Source organism: Lelliottia sp. EB106-05-01-XG201 (assembly GCF_058791735.1).
The window spans coordinates 2827620-2844582 of the sequence record NZ_JBYTDV010000001.1; the positions used below are offsets into that span (position 1 = coordinate 2827620).

Genomic DNA, 16963 nt, shown 5'->3' on the forward strand with positions numbered 1-16963 from the left:
TATATGACTATCAAAGTAGGTATCAACGGTTTTGGCCGTATCGGCCGTATTGTTTTCCGTGCTGCTCAGGAACGTTCTGACATCGAAATCGTTGGTATCAACGATCTGTTGGACGCTGAATACATGGCGTACATGCTGAAGTACGACTCAACTCACGGTCGTTTCAAAGGCACCGTTGAAGTGAAAGACGGCCACCTGGTTGTTAACGGCAAAACCATCCGTGTTACTGCTGAAAAAGATCCAGCTAACCTGAAGTGGAACGAAATCGGTGTTGACGTTGTGGCTGAAGCGACCGGTATCTTCCTGACCGACGAAACCGCGCGTAAACACATCACCGCGGGTGCGAAGAAAGTTGTTCTGACTGGTCCTTCCAAAGACAACACGCCTATGTTCGTTAAAGGCGCTAACTTCGAAAAATATGCTGGCCAGGACATCGTTTCCAACGCATCCTGCACCACCAACTGCCTGGCTCCACTGGCTAAAGTTATCAACGACAACTTCGGTATCGTTGAAGGCCTGATGACCACTGTTCACGCAACTACCGCTACTCAGAAAACTGTTGATGGCCCGTCTCACAAAGACTGGCGCGGCGGTCGTGGCGCAGCTCAGAACATCATCCCATCTTCTACCGGTGCTGCTAAAGCTGTAGGCGTTGTCCTGCCAGAGCTGAACGGTAAACTGACTGGTATGGCGTTCCGCGTTCCAACTCCTAACGTTTCCGTAGTTGACCTGACCGTTCGTCTGGAAAAAGCTGCTTCTTATGAAGAAATTAAGAAAGCAATCAAAGCTGCTTCCGAAGGCGCAATGAAAGGCGTTCTGGGTTACACCGAAGACGACGTTGTATCTACCGATTTCAACGGCGAAGTGTGCACTTCCGTGTTCGATGCTAAAGCTGGTATCGCACTGAACGACAACTTCGTGAAACTGGTTTCCTGGTACGACAACGAAACTGGCTACTCTAACAAAGTACTGGACCTGATCGCTCACATCTCCAAATAAGTTGAGATGAGACACTGATCCAAAAAGGCGACCTCGGTCGCCTTTTTTTATGCTTAAAGACAGAGGATTGCGTAATGATTCACAAAATTTTTGCACTTCCAGTAGTCGAACAACTTACCCCTGTACTCTCCCGCCGCCAGATTGATGGCGCCGATATTATTGTCGTCGATCACCCGCGCGTGAAAGCCTCCGTCGCCCTCAACGGCGCACACCTCCTCTCCTGGAAACCGGAAGGCGAAGAAGAAGGCCTGTGGCTGTCAGCTGCGACCTCGTTCAAAAAAGGGGCGGCGATCCGCGGCGGCGTACCGATTTGCTGGCCGTGGTTTGGCCCGGCGGCAGAAGCTGGCCTGCCAGCGCACGGTTTTGCCCGTAATCAGCAGTGGACGCTGAAAGCGCATAACGAAGATGATAACGGCGCAGTGCTGACCTTCGAGCTGCAGAGCAACGATGAAACCCGCAAACTGTGGCCGCACGATTTCACCCTGTACGCTCGCTTCAAGCTGGGTCAAACCTGTGAAATTGAGCTGGAAGCCCACGGCGAATTCGAAACCACCTCTGCCCTGCACACCTACTTCAACGTGGGTGACATTGCGGATGTGAAGGTGAGCGGCTTTGGCGATCGCTTTATCGATAAAGTGGATAACGCGAAAGAAGGCAAACTGAGCGACGGCGTCCAGACCTTCCCGGACCGTACCGACCGTGTCTATCTGAACCCGGAAGCCTGCAGCGTGATCCACGATGCAGCGCTGAACCGTGGCATTGAAGTGGTTCACCATCATCACAGCAATGTGGTGGGCTGGAACCCAGGCCCTGCACTGTCAGTGAGCATGGCTGACGTGCCGGACGACGGATACAAAACTTTCGTCTGCGTCGAAACCGCGTGCGTCACCGCACCGCAGAAAACCAGCGCGGACAAACCCTCTCGCCTGGGTCAGACCATCAAAATCGTTAAACGCTGATCCTGTTTTTCTGCACCACCATAAAGCAAAAGGGGCGCAAGCGCCCCTTTGTCATACACAGAATGCACGTTAAAAGTGCACAATCAGAAACTGTAGGTCACGCCTGCAGAGAACAGACCGGTCCAGGACTTATCGACCATTGGACTGTCTTTCACTTCATCGCTCAGACGAGTGTAGCGTGTTGACGCGTACAGGTTCCAGTCACTGGCAAACTTAAAGCTTGCAGTCAGTTCCAGGTACGGGTTCCATGCGTCGTCAGCTTCGTAGCTGTTCAGGCCACTACGTCTGGACTCTTTATGGGACACCCCATAATAGTAGTCATTGTAGTTTTCACTGTTGTACTCCACACCGATACCCGGCGTCAGCGTGATAGCGCCGTTGGTATAACGGTACAGCCACGCCAGATCCCAGATAAAGCCGTTGCTGTTATCCAGCGTATCGCCTGCCAGCGCGGTGCGCAGGAAGCCATACTGGGTGTTGTGGACGTAAGACAGGCCAGCCATCAGGGAGCTTCTGCGCTTATCGAGCTGGCGCAGCGCATGGCTGTCACTGTCGCCCGGCTTGAAGTGACGCGGGTCGTAGTAGGCCATAACGGAGAGCTTGTCGGTGGTGTCATTCCACAGGTAATAACCGCCACCCAGACCGCGGAACCAGAAGTTATCACCTTCATACGTGATGACCGGCACCGGATAAACATCGCGATCGTACTGTTTATACGGGCTGTTGATAACGCCAACGCCTGCGCCAACGGACCACTGATCGGCCGCGTGAGCGGTGCTAACGGACGTGGCGACAAGTACGCCCAATGCCAGAAGTTTGAGTTTGGTCACAATCCATTCTTTCCTGTAGTCAAATAATCAGCGGGTGAAGTGTAACCGCCCTGCCCGCACATCCCAAAATTTTTTGCCTGCTAATGAGTTTAATTAACCGATTATTTTCATCATTTAAGATGACCGGAGGCTTTCATTTCTGTGACGAAGCAATGAAACCCGCACTTTCGTCCCGATTCCCGCGGCAGTTTTTTTGGATGAGTTATTGATATGTCATTGAAATTAGATTCTGAGGGCATGCAAGTTTTGCAAACTCCATCTACGCTTAATTTTAGGAAGATGAATTGCTGAACGCCCGGCGGTTTAGAGCGCAAGACCTGGCACACGGGTTGCTGCTCTGGTACTGAGGTGCGGGGGTGAAGATGCTTCCAGGAGCCTCCACTATTCATACGAACGGCTCTTTTCCTGTGCTAAAAAACGAAAGGACGGCATGCCATGAATATATTCGATCACTATCGCCAGCGCTATGAAGCTGCCAAGGACGAAGAGTTCACACTGCAGGAGTTTCTTGCTGTCTGTAAGCAAGATCGCAGTGCCTATGCCAATGCGGCAGAACGGCTATTGATGGCTATCGGTGAGCCAAATATGGTCGATACAGCCCTCGAACCACGGCTCTCCCGTCTCTTTTCGAATCGTGTGGTTGCACGATATCCCGCTTTTGAAGAATTTTATGGCATGGAAGATGCCATCGAGCAGATTGTTTCGTACCTGAAACACGCGGCTCAGGGTCTGGAAGAGAAGAAACAGATCCTCTATTTACTCGGCCCCGTCGGTGGCGGTAAATCGTCCCTGGCAGAGCGCCTGAAATCACTGATGCAGCGCGTGCCAATCTACGTTCTTAGCGCCAACGGAGAACGCAGCCCGGTTAACGATCATCCGCTGTGCCTGTTCAACCCGCAGGAAGATGCGCAAATTCTGGAAAAAGAGTTTGGCATCCCGAACCGCTATCTCGGCACCATTATGTCGCCGTGGGCGGCGAAACGCCTGCATGAGTTTGGCGGCGACATCACCAAATTCCGCGTGGTAAAAGTCTGGCCGTCGATTCTGCAACAGATTGCGATTGCCAAAACCGAGCCGGGCGATGAGAACAACCAGGATATCTCCGCGCTGGTCGGTAAAGTGGATATCCGCAAACTGGAACACCACGCGCAAAACGACCCAGACGCTTATGGCTATTCCGGTGCGCTGTGCCGTGCCAACCAGGGGGTGATGGAATTCGTCGAGATGTTTAAAGCGCCGATCAAGGTGCTGCATCCGCTGCTGACCGCCACCCAGGAAGGGAACTACAACGGGACGGAAGGTATCTCCGCCCTGCCGTTCAACGGGATCATTCTGGCGCACTCAAACGAATCCGAATGGGTGACCTTCCGTAATAACAAAAACAATGAGGCGTTCCTTGACCGTGTCTACATCGTCAAAGTGCCTTATTGCCTGCGGATCTCCGAGGAGATCAAGATCTACGAAAAACTGCTTAACAACAGTGAGCTGGTGCATGCCCCTTGCGCGCCGGGCACGCTGGAAACGCTGTCGCGCTTCTCGATTCTGTCGCGTCTGAAAGAGCCAGAAAACTCCAGCATCTACTCGAAGATGCGCGTCTATGACGGGGAAAGCCTGAAAGATACCGATCCGAAAGCGAAGTCCTATCAGGAGTATCGCGATTACGCGGGTGTCGACGAAGGGATGAACGGTCTGTCCACGCGTTTCGCGTTTAAAATCCTCTCCCGCGTGTTCAACTTTGACCACGCCGAAGTGGCGGCCAACCCGGTGCATTTGTTCTACGTTCTGGAACAGCAGATCGAGCGCGAGCAGTTCCCGCAGGATCTGGCGGAACGTTACCTCGAGTTCCTCAAAGGCTATCTGATCCCGAAATACGCCGAGTTCATCGGGAAAGAGATCCAGACGGCGTACCTGGAGTCCTACTCTGAATACGGGCAGAACATTTTCGACCGTTATGTCACCTATGCAGACTTCTGGATCCAGGATCAGGAGTACCGCGACCCGGATACCGGCCAGCTGTTTGACCGTGAATCCCTGAACGCGGAACTGGAAAAAATTGAGAAGCCGGCCGGGATCAGTAATCCGAAAGACTTCCGTAACGAGATCGTCAATTTTGTTCTGCGCGCCAGAGCGCACAACAGCGGACGCAACCCGAACTGGACCAGCTACGAAAAACTGCGCACGGTTATTGAGAAGAAAATGTTCTCCAATACCGAGGAGCTGTTGCCGGTCATTTCTTTCAATGCCAAAACCTCAACCGACGAGCAGAAAAAGCACGACGATTTTGTCGACCGCATGATGGAGAAAGGCTATACCCGCAAGCAGGTTCGTCTGCTGTGCGAATGGTACCTGCGCGTGCGTAAATCGTCTTAACTGAAGTGCCCGGTGGCGCTCGCGCTTACCGGGCCTACAACGACAGCGATCCGTAGGCCGGATAAGCGTGAGCGCATCCGGCAGACAGGTAGCGCGAAAGTTGGCAATGCAGTACGGGGGGCATATGACCTGGTTTATTGACCGGCGTCTTAACGGCAAAAACAAGAGCACGGTGAATCGCCAGCGCTTCTTGCGTCGTTATAAAGCGCAAATTAAACAGTCGATCTCCGAGGCCATCAACAAACGTTCGGTGACCGATGTGGATAGCGGCGAGTCCGTCTCTATCCCGACGGATGATATTAGCGAACCGATGTTCCATCAGGGACGGGGCGGCTTGCGCCATCGCGTACACCCGGGTAATGATCACTTCGTCCAGAACGATCGCATTGAACGCCCGCAGGGCGGAGGCGGCGGTTCGGGCAGCGGTCAGGGGCAAGCGAGCCAGGACGGTGAAGGCCAGGATGAGTTCGTCTTCCAGATTTCCAAAGATGAGTATCTCGATCTGTTGTTCGAGGATTTGGCGCTGCCAAACCTGAAGAAAAACCAGCATCGTCAGTTAAACGAGTACAAAACCCACCGCGCGGGTTACACCGCCAACGGCGTTCCGGCGAACATCAGCGTCGTGCGTTCTCTGCAAAATTCGCTGGCCCGTCGTACGGCGATGACGGCAGGCAAACGTCGCGAACTGCGCGAGCTGGAAGTCAGCCTGAAAACTGTCGAGAACACCGAACCCGCACAGCTGCTGGAGGAAGAACGGCTGCGCAAAGAGATTGCCGAATTACGGGCGAAAATCGATCGCGTGCCGTTTATCGACACCTTTGACCTGCGTTACAAGAACTACGAGAAACGTCCGGAACCTTCCAGCCAGGCGGTGATGTTCTGCCTGATGGACGTCTCCGGCTCGATGGATCAGGCCACCAAGGATATGGCGAAGCGCTTTTATATTCTGCTGTATCTGTTCCTGAGCAGAACCTATAAGAACGTGGATGTGGTTTACATCCGCCACCATACCCAGGCGAAAGAGGTGGATGAGCATGAGTTCTTCTACTCTCAGGAGACGGGCGGGACCATTGTGTCGAGCGCCCTGAAGCTGATGGATGAAGTAGTGAAAGAACGCTACGACCCGGCGCAGTGGAATATTTATGCCGCGCAGGCGTCCGATGGCGATAACTGGGCGGATGACTCCCCGCTGTGTCACGAAATACTGGCGAAGAAAATTTTGCCGGTGGTGCGGTATTACAGCTACATCGAAATCACCCGTCGCGCGCATCAAACGCTGTGGCGGGAATATGAACACCTGCAGGCGATGTTCGATAATTTTGCCATGCAGCATATCCGCGACCAGGATGATATTTATCCGGTCTTCCGCGAACTGTTCCACACGCAAAGTACCAGCAACGCATAATAAACAGCCAGCGCAAAACGCTGGCTGTTTTCTGTTCATCCCTCGCCCGCACGATCAAAATGAAATGTGATAATGTAGACCCTGCATCTCACCAGGTCACAGGGAAAAAACAATCATGTCCGAAGCGATCAAAGGCACCAATACTCATCAGCGGCTGATTGCGCTGTTATCCGAGTAGGGCGCGCAATACCGGGTGGTGGAGCATGAGGCGGTCGGGAAATGCGAGGCAGTCAGCGAAATTCGCGGGACGGAACTCGGTCAGGGTGCCAAAGCGCTGGTGTGTAAAGTGAAGGGAAACGGGGTGAAAAAGCATATCCTGGCGATTCTGGCGGCGGATCAGCAGGCCGATCTGAGTCAACTGGCCAGCCATTTTGGTGGGATCAAAGCGTCGCTGGCAAGCCCGGCGGAAGTGGACGATTTAACCGCCTGTGTCTTTGGCGCCATCCCGCCTTTCAGCTTTCATCCCGATCTGACGCTGGTCGCCGATCCGCTCCTGTTCGAGCGTTTTGATGAAATCGCCTTTAACGCCGGCCTGCTGGAAAAGTCGGTGATCATGAGCAGTGCAGATTATCTGCGCATCGCCCAGCCGGAGCTGGTTGCCTTTCGCCGTTCCTGAACGTCGCGGCTGACAGCGCTGTCAGTCGTGCCTTTCCAGAAACATCACCGACGCCACCAGAATCATCGCGATGGTGAAAAACGTAGACGAGATAATCAGCGTTTCAACAAACATGTGATCGTTCATGTTGATTCCCCTTTTGCTGCCTTTGCTTATTTTTAATCCACACAGATGACAATGGCATGACAGTAACAGGTCAGCCGGATGAATAATGTGATGCGGATAAATTCGCCTCAGGCAGCCGCCCAAATTTGAGAGATTTGTCGATAAAAGCCTGTTTACGCACGTCTTTGCGGGTAAAGTAAGCAGGCTTACTTTTTCTGGCAAGGAACCCCTCATGTTTGACCCTACCCTGCTGATCCTGCTGGCGCTGGCGGCGCTCGGCTTTGTCAGCCACAACACCACGGTGGCGATTTCGATCCTGGTGTTAATTATCGTGCGCGTCACTCCGCTCAATACCTTCTTCCCGTGGATTGAAAAACAGGGCCTGACCATCGGGATTATTATTCTGACCATCGGCGTGATGGCCCCGATCGCCAGCGGCACACTCCCGGCATCGACGCTTTTACACTCTTTTGTGAACTGGAAATCGCTGGTGGCGATCGCCGTGGGCGTGTTTGTCTCCTGGCTTGGCGGGCGCGGCGTGACGCTGATGAGCTCTCAGCCCTCTCTCGTCGCCGGTCTGCTGGTAGGAACCGTGCTCGGCGTGGCGTTGTTCCGCGGTGTGCCGGTCGGCCCGCTGATTGCCGCCGGGCTGGTGTCGCTGTTTATTGGGAAGTCGTAGACAGGCTGGCGATATAGCGTGCGGGGGTTTGTCCCAGCCCTTTTTTGAACATGGTGATGAACGCGGTGGTGGAGTCATACCCCAGTGACTGCGCCGCCTGCTGCACCGATTTGCCGCTGATTAACAGCTGGAGCGCCACAATCAGCTGCAGCTGATGCCGCCAGCGCCGAAAACTGAGTCCCGTCTCCTTCACCACCAGCCGCGCCAGATTGCGCTCGCTCATGGCAAAGTGATTTGCCCACTGGGCCAGCGTCTGCCATTCGGCGGGGTGTTCAGCCATGGTTTCGCTCATCATGCGAATTTTCGGGTGCGGTGAAACCGGAAGCTGAAGTTGCTCCTGCGGCTGCTGCGGCACTTCGTCAAACAGCACATCCACCAGCCGGGTCGTCGCCGCAAGCGACAGCTCTTCGGGTGTTTTGGCTGCCAGCGTCAAAATCAGCTCGCGCACCAGCGGGGAAATTTTCAGCGTGCAGCAGCGATCCGGCAGCGTCACCGCGCCGGGCTCGATAAACAGAAAACAGAGCTGCGCGCCGGGCGTGGCTTTGTTGCTGTGGGGGATTTGCCCAGGGATCCACACCGCGTACTGCGGCGGCACCATCCACATCGCGTTTTCCACTTCGCAGGTGATGGCCCCGCGCAGGGCGAGGATCAGCTGACCTTTGCGATGCTGATGGACTGGAATGCGCTGTTCGTCTTCCACCACGCGGATGCGAAACGCTACGGCCGCATCGTGCTGGCTATCAGGATCGTAGCCGTCGAGTCCAAGACCTTGCATAAAGTTGTCCGATATGAGCGATAAACTGTCATTTTAGCTTGATTCAAACACCGCTGAAAACGGGTATTGTGTGCCCTCGTTACGATGTAAGAGAAAACCATGACCACTGCCATTCCCTCTTCCGGCAAGGATCGCCTGCTGCTGATTGCCGGTATCCTGATGATTGCCACCACGCTGCGCGTGACCTTTACCGGCGCGGCCCCTCTGCTGGACATGATTCGCCACGACTACGGCCTGACGACCGCCCAGACCGGTTTGCTGACCACCCTCCCGCTGCTGGCCTTTGCGTTGATCTCTCCGCTCGCCGCCGGTGTGGCGCGCAAAATCGGCATGGAGCGCAGTCTGTTTATCGCCATGCTGCTGATCTGCGCAGGCATTGGCATCCGTTCGCTGCCCTCCTCCGCGCTGCTGTTTATCGGTACGGCGGTGATTGGCTGCGGCATTGCGCTCGGCAACGTGCTGCTCCCGGGCCTGATTAAGCGCGATTTCCCCGGGCAGGTGGCCAAACTCACCGGGGCCTACTCCCTGACCATGGGCGCGGCGGCCGCGCTGGGTTCGGCGATGATCGTCCCGCTGGCGCTGAGCGGCGCGGGCTGGCACGGCGCGCTGCTGATGCTGATGGTATTCCCGCTGGTGGCGACGCTGCTGTGGCTGCCCCAGTGGCGTCAGAAGCATACCGCCTCATTAAGCGGCGCGCGGGCGCTGCATAACCGTGGGATCTGGCGCTCGGCGCTGGCCTGGCAGGTGACGCTGTTCCTTGGGATTAACTCGCTGATTTACTATGTGATTATCGGCTGGCTGCCGGCGATTTTACTCAGCCACGGCTACAGCGAAACCGAGGCCGGGTCGATGCACGGTTTGCTGCAGCTGGCGACAGCCGCTCCGGGCCTGGCCGTGCCGTTGCTGCTGCATAAGCTGAAAGATCAGCGCGGCATCGCCGGATTATCGGCCCTGATGTGCGCCGTGAGTCTCGCCGGGTTCTGGTTTGTGCCGGATCAGGCGGTGCTCTGGACGATTGTCTACGGCTTTGGTTCTGGCGCGACCATGATTCTCGGCCTGACCTTTATCGGCCTGCGTGCCAGCTCGGCGCATCAGGCGGCGGCACTTTCCGGCATGGCGCAATCAGTAGGCTATCTGCTGGCGGCCTGCGGGCCTCCGCTGATGGGGAAAATTCATGATACGGCAGGTGACTGGCGAATTCCGCTGATGGCCTGCGCCCTGGCGGGGGTAGTGATGGCGGTCTGTGGGGTGCTTGCCGGGCGCGACCGCGAGATCACGCCCAACTGAGTCTGACGGCAGGCCGGGCGGCCTGCCCGTTTAGCTGCGTGCGGCGTGGAGCATCGCCTGCACCAGCGGAACCGGACGCCCTGCCAGCGCACCGCGCTCGTGCTGGAACAGGGTGGCGACGAAGAACGGATGCGTCACCAGCTCAACCGCCCGGATTTCACCCTGCTCATCCCAGCCCGTCACGCGCATATCGCCGCTTTCCAGCTCTTGTGTGAACTCAGGCGAGACGCCGTAGTTGCAGTGATACCCTTCTTCAATCTCTTCCCGACCGTAGGCTTTGGCGATAATCGTATTGGCGCGAAGCTCGATGGTGTCGGTTTTTTCCACCAGCGAGCAGGTCAATGGCGCGATCACCATTCTGCCGTCGGTGTCGGTTTCCGCGTGGGCCGCATCGGTCCAGCCCAGTACGTTGCGCGCATACTCAATCAGCGCATGCTGGAACCCGCCGCAGGTGCCGAGGAACGGAATACTGTTTTCACGCGCAAAGCGCGCGGCGATAAAGGCCCCGTCGACATTCTTATAAGGGCTTGCCGGAACCAGCCAGATCGCGTCGTAACCCACCAGATCTTCCGGGCTGGTCAGCTCGGGGGTGGCGATCCAGTCGTAATCCGCCGTTAAATCCAGAACGGCAGCGGCATCATCGATGGATAAAGGGATCGCCTGATGGGCGATAACGTCAGGGTTGTAGTCACCGACAAGGGCAATGCGCAGCGTATCTTTTACCGGGGTGTGTTCCATGAGGGGTTCCATATGCCAGAGAATTATCAGATAACATAAGGAACCTCAGCCTACCGATCTTTTGCAGGCTTCACAATACCTTAAATTGGAGGGGGAAAAACTCGGGTGGTATAGTGGTAACGTATTTTCCCCCTTCTTCGGATCGTTATGAAAACCAAAATTCTGGTCAGCGCCTGCCTGATGGGTCACAAAGTTCGCTATAACGGCAGCGAAAAAGCGGCGATCTCTGACACCCTCCACCGCTGGCAGCTTGAGCAACGCCTGGTCACCCACTGCCCGGAGCTGGCGGCGGGATTGTCGATCCCCCGTTTACCGGCTGAGATTGTCGACGGCAGCGGAACTGAGGTGATGGCAGACCAAGCGCGAATTCTGGAAAGCGACGGCAGCGATGTCACCGCGCACTATCAGCTTGCCGCCTGGCTGGCGTTACGCGCCGCTCAGGAGGGAAAGTGCAGCGCCGCGCTGCTCACCGACGGCAGCCCGACCTGCGGCAGCGAAAAGATCTACGACGGCACGTTCAGCGGGCAAAAACGCCGTGGAATGGGTGTCGCCGCCGCGCTGTTACGTGAACATGGCATTCAGGTATTTTCCGATAACCAGCTTACAGAGCTGATCGCCTGGGTTGAGGAGAGAGACAATGATTCAGTGTAAACGGGTGTATGACGCAGCAACTGAGGATGACGGCTATCGCATTCTGGTCGACCGGCTGTGGCCGCGCGGCGTCAAAAAAGAGGATCTGGCGTTTGATGAGTGGTGCAAAGCGCTGACGCCTTCAAGCGATCTACGCAAAGCCTTCCACGGCGAAATCATCGATTTCACCGCTTTTCGCGAGGCGTATCAGCAAGAGCTGGCGCAGCACCTGGACGAGGGAAAACGCGTGGCTGCTGTCGCCCAGAAGCAGACTGTGACGCTGCTCTACGGCGCGAAGAATACCCAACAGAATCACGCCCTGGTGTTAGCCGACTGGCTGCGTCAGTTAGCTAAAGGTTAATTCGTCGAGCGTTTGCGAGGCGTCGTCCGGCGTCAGCGGCAGGAGATGTTCCGGTCGCACAAACGCGAACCCATGCTGATTATCGACAGCAAAAACATCGCCGGTAACCAGCCACAGGGCGCGGTCGGCGCTGGCAGGCAGCTCGGTCATCACGCCGTTGACCGGATTGAGAAAACGCTCGCCTGGCTTGCAGAGTTCAAAAAGCTCAACGGATTTGCCGATATTGCGCCGCCCGGCGGCGGTGCGGGCGCCAATGACCATGCACAGGCTGCCCGGTTTTAACTGGAACATACTTCTCTCGCGGTAAGGGTTATCAGCCCCGGGGACTGAGATAATTCTTAAAGAGAAGTGTATCGCAGTCGCGCCTTGACTGTCACGCGGCAGGCGTGGGGTGATCGCGGCGGAACAGATCCCATTCGTCAATCACTTCCCCGCCCGGCAGTTTGCACTCGGTGCGAACGCCCTGCGGACTTTGTACCGGAACGCGCTCTCCGCCCTTCTTCACGCAGTAGACGGCAGCAGGATTCGCCATACCGATTTGCGGCGGTTTTGGCGCGTCGGGAGGGGTCGAACAGGCGGCTAACGGCAGAGCCATCGCCAGCAGCAGATATCGCATCGTATTGTCCTTTCTGTTTGCAGAGCGTAAAGCGTACCGACTCTTCGGCGTTTTCTCCATGATTTCTCCATTAAACCTGCACTTTTTCACCCTATAGTGGCAGCGTTCTCAATGACCAGAGAACATCATTCCGTAATCAAGATGTCTTTTGCCCTGCCCGCAACGGCGGGGCTTTTTTTCGCCTGCCCTGCGGCACCTGCCGCGACAATATATAAAATTTCCTGTATTCGTGTTCTACTATGCCCCAGCCGAAAAATTCAGCACAACATGCAGATACTGGCGTCTTCTGCATGGGAGTCTACCTACGTCATGTCGGATATTATTCTTGCCCGTGTTTCAGAAACCCTCGCAACCGAACAATCCCTTGAAAGCCTGGTGCGTCAGCTCCTGGAGATGCTGGAGATTGTCACCGATATGGAATCGACCTATCTGACGAAAGTCGATATCAATGCGCGTTTGCAGCACATTCTTTACGCCCGCAACAGCAAGCAGATGCAGATCCCCGAGGGGCTGAGCGTGCCATGGGGCGATACCCTCTGTAAGCGCGCCATCGACAGTCACTGCTTTTTCAGCAACGAGGTGGCGGAACGCTGGGCGGATTGCGACGCGGCCAAAGCGCTCGGCATCACCACCTACGTGAGTATTCCTATTCATCTGGCCGATGGTTCGCTGTACGGCACCCTCTGCGCGGCCAGTACGCAGAAACAGACCCTGAGCGACCGCGGCGAGCAGGTGCTGCAGCTGTTTGCCGGTCTCATCGCCCAGTACATTCAGAAAGAGTCATTAGTCATTCAGCTGCGCGAGGCCAACGCGGCCCTGATTGCCCATTCGTATACGGATGCGCTGACCGGTTTACCCAACCGCCGCGCGATTTTTGATAATCTCAATACCCTCTTCTCGCTGGCGCGTCATCTCAAGCGCAACGCCATTATCGCCTACATCGATCTGGATGATTTTAAGCTCATCAACGATCGCTTTGGTCACGAGACAGGCGACCAGTTTTTGGTGGAAGTGGGTAAACGTCTTACCGACGGGCAGACCGAAGATGACATCGTGGGCCGACTCGGCGGCGATGAGTTTTTGGTGGCGTGTCTGAGTAAAGACGATAATGCGGCCGACAACGCGCAGATAAATATTCTGCGCACGCAGATCGGGGCGTCAATTGCCGGGGAATACTGGCTCGGCAACGTGCATCTGGTTTATCCTGGCGCAAGCCTGGGCGTAGTCGAAGTCGATCCCGCCGATACCGATGCTGACAGCGCGCTGCGCGCGGCGGATACGGCGATGTATCGGGAGAAAAAAGGCAAAAGCAAAACGCGCTTTCTCCCGGAGGAGTAACCCCGTACACTCTGCGGGCAAGGAAACCTTAGAGGTGATGTGATGAGGATCGGAATTGTTTTCCCGGTCGTGATTTTTATCACGGCAGTGGTCTTTTTAACGTGGTTTTTTGTCGGCGGTTACGCCGCGCCGGGGGCGTAAATGCGCAAGACAACCATCATTATGTTGATCGTCGCGGTAGTGGCGGTGGCAGGCACCCAGCTCGGCTGGTGGTGACCTCTGCAAACGAAAAAGGCTGCCGGATGGCTAATGCCAGTCAGTTAAGCGAAATAATGAATTTAAATTCATTATTTCGCTTGCCCCAGGACCTTTATGGCATCAGTAGAATTGTTCCGTTCACTTTCGTTCCTCTGCTTCCGGTCCATCTCTCTGCGGTGAACGTGCCAGGGTGGCTCAATCGCCACCACCCTGGCAACCCCGGCTCCCGGCAAAGAAAATCGCCGCTTCGCGGTGCCTTCGTCTTATTCCTTCCGGGTGACGGGGACGGGCGCAGGTAACATCCCTGTAAGTCGCGCCCTCGACGCACATCCCTGTGCGTCGCCCCTGCCTCCAGTCAACGCCTCAGCGATTTTCAGCCGGACTCCCGCTCCCTCAACCTTCACAGCTGTCTGAATGTGGCTCCGGTGTGGGTCCCCGCTGAAATCGGCGAACCGGAGGCCAGATGACAAGGGCTGGACGCCAGGGATGGCGGCCAGAGGCGAAACGAGACAGGAAGTCGAGTCGAGCCGACCGCGGGCAGCAGGCCGGGAGGTGAGCGCAGTGCGAAGCACCGATTTCTTTGCGGGGCGCGGGGATTGCAAAGGGGGCCGCGTGGCCCCCTTTTCACGTTCACAAGTTGTGAAGCGATTATATTCTGCGGAACATAAGGTGAACGGAACAACCTCAGGTGCTTAACTGACCAGCATTAGCCCGATGGCAGCCTTTTTCACGTTTCAGCCGCTTAGCTTTTGATTTTTCTGTAGATAAACAGAACGACCAGCGCGCCGATCACCGCAACAGCAAAGCTGCCGAAGTTAAAGCCATCGACTTTACCAAAACCGAACAGGGTGCTGATCCAGCCGCCGACGACGGCGCCCACGACCCCCAGTATCACTGTGACGAAGAACCCGCCGCCATCTTTGCCCGGCATGATCCACTTCGCCAGAATCCCCGCAATAAGCCCAAAGATAATCCAGGATAAAATTCCCATAGCTTTCCTCTCTGTATGGTTTTTGTCATTAAATCAACGACACAGAAAAGGATAGCACAGGATCACCAAAATGAAATTTGTGATAAGGATCACACTGCCTGACTGCGCATTTTATCAGCACTAAAAAAATGCTGCGCCACACAAAAGATGGGGTTGCAACTTTAGTTGAGAAAGATTATCTTTCTCAACACTGAATAGTTGAGCGAAACACTCGGGTATTCAGTACGACATTGCTCACATTGCTTCCAGTATTTCTTGCCCACTTTTTAGTGGGCTTTTTTTTGGCGACATCGCGCCCCGCCTGACATACGCATCCGGATCATCAAGTTTAAATCTCGCTTTTCCCCTCAGAAAAAACAGTAAACGTCATATTTGGGTTTTGGGCTGATTTTGCTCTTTCTGCGAATCAAGCCCGCTATCCCCCTGCCGATAACCCTTCCAACATTGATGGTACTCGCTACAGGTTACAAAGGGGTTTATTGTGAAAAATATTAAAATCAGCGTCGGGCTGTTGATCGTTCTGACGACATTTACGCTCATGCTCATTCTTTCCAGCGGCCTGGGGCTCTACTTCCTCCACCGCAGCAACAGTGATATTCAGACTCTGAGTTACAACGCCGGAGAGCAAAAGGCGCTTAACAACGTGCGTAACGCCATTTTGCGCGCGCGAGTTATCATTGATACTGCCGCTCAGGCCAAAACTCACGGCGATGATATTGACGAGCCGGGTATCCAGGAGAGTATCCGCAAAGAGATGCAGACCGCTGCCGAGCAGTATCAGCTGTTTGTGCAGATCCCAGGGCTTTCAACCATTCATCCCGAAGTCGGCGAGAGAATAAAAGACCGTTACGACCAGCAAATGGGCGTGATTACGCATAATGCGGGCCTGGTGATCAATGTGAACGATCCGCAGGAGCTGAAGTCCGCGTTAGCCAAATATGCAGATACCACCCAGCAGGTTCGCCAGGCCTGGGATGATGAATATCGCTCTTACATTGATACCACACAGAGCAATCTGGACGGCGTCATCAGTTACAGCAACAGCTCCTATCACTTTGCCCTGTATGTGATGATCGCCATGCTGGTGGTGGCTGCTGTCTTGTTCTTTGTGATCAACGGCTGGATGCGCAAAATGTTAGTCCTTCCTCTGCAGGAAGTGGCTGAGCACTTCGAGTTTATTGGTAAAGGCGATCTGACCGGCGAAATCCACGTCGAAAACAGCAATGAAATTGGTTTGCTGTGTGCCTCGCTGCAAACCATGCAGGCCGAGCTGAACTCCACCGTGGTCTCTATCCGTCAGGGCGTTGAGTCGATCAATATCGGCACGCAGGAGATTTCAGCGGGCAACAGCGACCTCTCCCGTCGTACCGAAGAGCAGGCAGCCGCCGTCGTGGAAACCGCCGCGAGCATGGAGCAGATCACCTCTACGGTGAAACTGAATACCGACAATGCGCTTGAAGCGGCGCAGATGGTGCAGAATGCCGCCGGTATTGCCAACGAAGGCGAAGAGCAGATGCGCGGCATGATGAAGAAGATGGAAGCCATCAGCCAGAGCGCCCAGAAGATGGTTGAGATCATCAGCGTTATCGACAGCATCGCGTTCCAGACCAACATTCTGGCTCTTAACGCCGCAGTAGAAGCCGCCCGTGCCGGCCAGTCCGGACGCGGTTTCGCGGTGGTGGCAGGGGAAGTCAGAAACCTGGCCCGCCGCTGTACGGACTCCGCAAAAGAGATCACCACGCTGATTAACGAATCACGACTCTATATCGAAGAAGGCGCGGAGCTGGCGAATAAAACCAGCCAGACCATGCTGGATATCAGCGGGGCCGTCAGTAAGGTCAACGTGATGATGGAGAATATCGCGCTGGCGTCGGAAGAGCAGAGCCGCGGCGTGGAGCAAATCCGCATCGCCATCACGCAGATGGACCACGTCACGCAGCAAAACGCCGCGCTGGTGGAGGAAGTGGCGACGACCGCATCGGGCGTGAATGGCCAGGCAAACCTGCTGTCACAGTCCGTGGCGCTGTTTAAAGTAAAAGATATTTTCTAAACCGGCTGTCCGGGAG

Annotated in this window: 19 protein-coding genes and 1 pseudogene; 13 read left to right on the forward strand and 7 right to left on the reverse strand. The window is 55.4% G+C overall.

The genetic code is table 11. From position 1 onward, the window contains the following. Positions 1-3: 3 nt before the first annotated feature. Together gapA and AC3WS9_RS13270 are read left to right on the forward strand one after the other, a co-directional pair. Positions 4-999 (forward strand): glyceraldehyde-3-phosphate dehydrogenase, encoded by a 996-nt coding sequence (gene gapA, locus AC3WS9_RS13265; protein ID WP_282494974.1) that lies wholly within the window; start codon positions 4-6, stop codon positions 997-999. A gap of 74 nt (positions 1000-1073) precedes the next feature. Continuing rightward, entirely contained in the window at positions 1074-1958 is an 885-nt protein-coding gene (locus AC3WS9_RS13270; RefSeq protein ID WP_282494973.1) for a D-hexose-6-phosphate mutarotase, read from the forward strand. 83 nt (positions 1959-2041) lie between these two features. Here the strand turns inward: AC3WS9_RS13270 and AC3WS9_RS13275 are convergent, their stop codons facing one another. Further along, a complete protein-coding gene (locus AC3WS9_RS13275) occupies positions 2042-2788 on the reverse strand; it encodes a MipA/OmpV family protein (RefSeq protein ID WP_282494972.1) in 747 nt (248 codons plus the stop codon). 435 nt (positions 2789-3223) lie between these two features. Here AC3WS9_RS13275 and yeaG point away from each other — a divergent pair, with 435 nt between their 5' ends. The 3 genes and pseudogenes from yeaG to AC3WS9_RS13290 all read left to right on the forward strand — a co-directional run bounded on the left by yeaG (position 3224) and on the right by AC3WS9_RS13290 (position 7179). Next, on the forward strand, positions 3224-5158 hold the full coding sequence (gene yeaG / locus AC3WS9_RS13280; protein WP_095281663.1) for a protein kinase YeaG: 1935 nt from the start codon (positions 3224-3226) through the stop codon (positions 5156-5158). 124 nt (positions 5159-5282) lie between these two features. Beyond that, positions 5283-6563 carry a YeaH/YhbH family protein gene (locus AC3WS9_RS13285; protein ID WP_282494971.1) on the forward strand — a complete coding sequence of 427 codons (1281 nt, stop codon included), beginning with the start codon at positions 5283-5285 and terminating at the stop codon, positions 6561-6563. A gap of 115 nt (positions 6564-6678) precedes the next feature. Continuing rightward, positions 6679-7179, forward strand: a pseudogene (locus AC3WS9_RS13290) (YbaK/prolyl-tRNA synthetase associated domain-containing protein). Positions 7180-7200: 21 nt separating this feature from the next. Here the strand turns inward: AC3WS9_RS13290 and yoaI are convergent. Next, entirely contained in the window at positions 7201-7305 is a 105-nt protein-coding gene (yoaI, locus tag AC3WS9_RS13295; RefSeq protein WP_285150737.1) for a small membrane protein YoaI, read from the reverse strand. Between the two features lie 211 nt (positions 7306-7516). Here yoaI and AC3WS9_RS13300 point away from each other — a divergent pair, with 211 nt between their 5' ends. Beyond that, on the forward strand, positions 7517-7963 hold the full coding sequence (locus tag AC3WS9_RS13300) for a DUF441 domain-containing protein (protein ID WP_003857881.1): 447 nt from the start codon (positions 7517-7519) through the stop codon (positions 7961-7963). Here the strand turns inward: AC3WS9_RS13300 and AC3WS9_RS13305 are convergent. After that, entirely contained in the window at positions 7947-8738 is a 792-nt protein-coding gene (locus AC3WS9_RS13305; RefSeq protein WP_285144792.1) for an AraC family transcriptional regulator, read from the reverse strand. The two genes, AC3WS9_RS13300 and AC3WS9_RS13305, sit on opposite strands and share 17 nt — an antisense overlap. 99 nt (positions 8739-8837) lie before the next feature. On the opposite strand from AC3WS9_RS13305, the gene AC3WS9_RS13310 reads away from it, so the two are divergent. Further along, a complete protein-coding gene (locus AC3WS9_RS13310; protein WP_324724135.1) occupies positions 8838-10025 on the forward strand; it encodes a CynX/NimT family MFS transporter in 1188 nt (395 codons plus the stop codon). Positions 10026-10055: 30 nt separating this feature from the next. On the opposite strand, the gene AC3WS9_RS13315 is transcribed toward AC3WS9_RS13310, so the two are convergent. Beyond that, entirely contained in the window at positions 10056-10763 is a 708-nt protein-coding gene (locus AC3WS9_RS13315) for a CTP synthase C-terminal region-related (seleno)protein (RefSeq protein ID WP_285144795.1), read from the reverse strand. Between the two features lie 147 nt (positions 10764-10910). Between AC3WS9_RS13315 and AC3WS9_RS13320 the strand changes: the two genes are divergently transcribed. Together AC3WS9_RS13320 and AC3WS9_RS13325 are read left to right on the forward strand one after the other, a co-directional pair. After that, positions 10911-11414 (forward strand): 2-thiouracil desulfurase family protein, encoded by a 504-nt coding sequence (locus AC3WS9_RS13320; protein ID WP_492488806.1) that lies wholly within the window; start codon positions 10911-10913, stop codon positions 11412-11414. Then, positions 11401-11754 (forward strand): DUF488 domain-containing protein, encoded by a 354-nt coding sequence (locus tag AC3WS9_RS13325; protein ID WP_492488808.1) that lies wholly within the window; start codon positions 11401-11403, stop codon positions 11752-11754. Before AC3WS9_RS13320 ends, AC3WS9_RS13325 begins: the two co-directional genes overlap by 14 nt. Here the strand turns inward: AC3WS9_RS13325 and AC3WS9_RS13330 are convergent. Continuing rightward, on the reverse strand, positions 11740-12045 hold the full coding sequence (locus AC3WS9_RS13330) for a hypothetical protein (protein WP_285158816.1): 306 nt from the start codon (positions 12043-12045) through the stop codon (positions 11740-11742). The two genes, AC3WS9_RS13325 and AC3WS9_RS13330, sit on opposite strands and share 15 nt — an antisense overlap. Positions 12046-12127: 82 nt before the next feature. Beyond that, positions 12128-12370: a putative hemolysin gene (locus tag AC3WS9_RS13335; RefSeq protein ID WP_282494962.1), complete on the reverse strand. Its 243-nt coding sequence runs from the start codon at positions 12368-12370 to the stop codon at positions 12128-12130. Between the two features lie 309 nt (positions 12371-12679). On the opposite strand from AC3WS9_RS13335, the gene AC3WS9_RS13340 reads away from it, so the two are divergent. The 3 genes from AC3WS9_RS13340 to yoaJ are packed head-to-tail and all read left to right on the forward strand — an operon-like array spanning position 12680 to position 13924. Beyond that, the gene (locus AC3WS9_RS13340; protein WP_492488811.1) at positions 12680-13708 is read left to right on the forward strand and encodes a sensor domain-containing diguanylate cyclase; all 1029 of its coding nucleotides are present in this window, start codon (positions 12680-12682) and stop codon (positions 13706-13708) included. Between the two features lie 42 nt (positions 13709-13750). After that, the gene (locus tag AC3WS9_RS13345; RefSeq protein ID WP_041689378.1) at positions 13751-13849 is read left to right on the forward strand and encodes a YoaK family small membrane protein; all 99 of its coding nucleotides are present in this window, start codon (positions 13751-13753) and stop codon (positions 13847-13849) included. Further along, a complete protein-coding gene (gene yoaJ, locus AC3WS9_RS13350; RefSeq protein WP_107704291.1) occupies positions 13850-13924 on the forward strand; it encodes a protein YoaJ in 75 nt (24 codons plus the stop codon). Positions 13925-14648: 724 nt separating this feature from the next. Here yoaJ and AC3WS9_RS13355 read toward each other — a convergent pair. After that, a complete protein-coding gene (locus tag AC3WS9_RS13355; RefSeq protein WP_154125112.1) occupies positions 14649-14897 on the reverse strand; it encodes a GlsB/YeaQ/YmgE family stress response membrane protein in 249 nt (82 codons plus the stop codon). A 481-nt stretch (positions 14898-15378) separates the two neighbouring features. Here AC3WS9_RS13355 and AC3WS9_RS13360 point away from each other — a divergent pair, with 481 nt between their 5' ends. Next, positions 15379-16947: a methyl-accepting chemotaxis protein gene (locus AC3WS9_RS13360; protein ID WP_492488813.1), complete on the forward strand. Its 1569-nt coding sequence runs from the start codon at positions 15379-15381 to the stop codon at positions 16945-16947. Positions 16948-16963 lie beyond the last annotated feature (16 nt).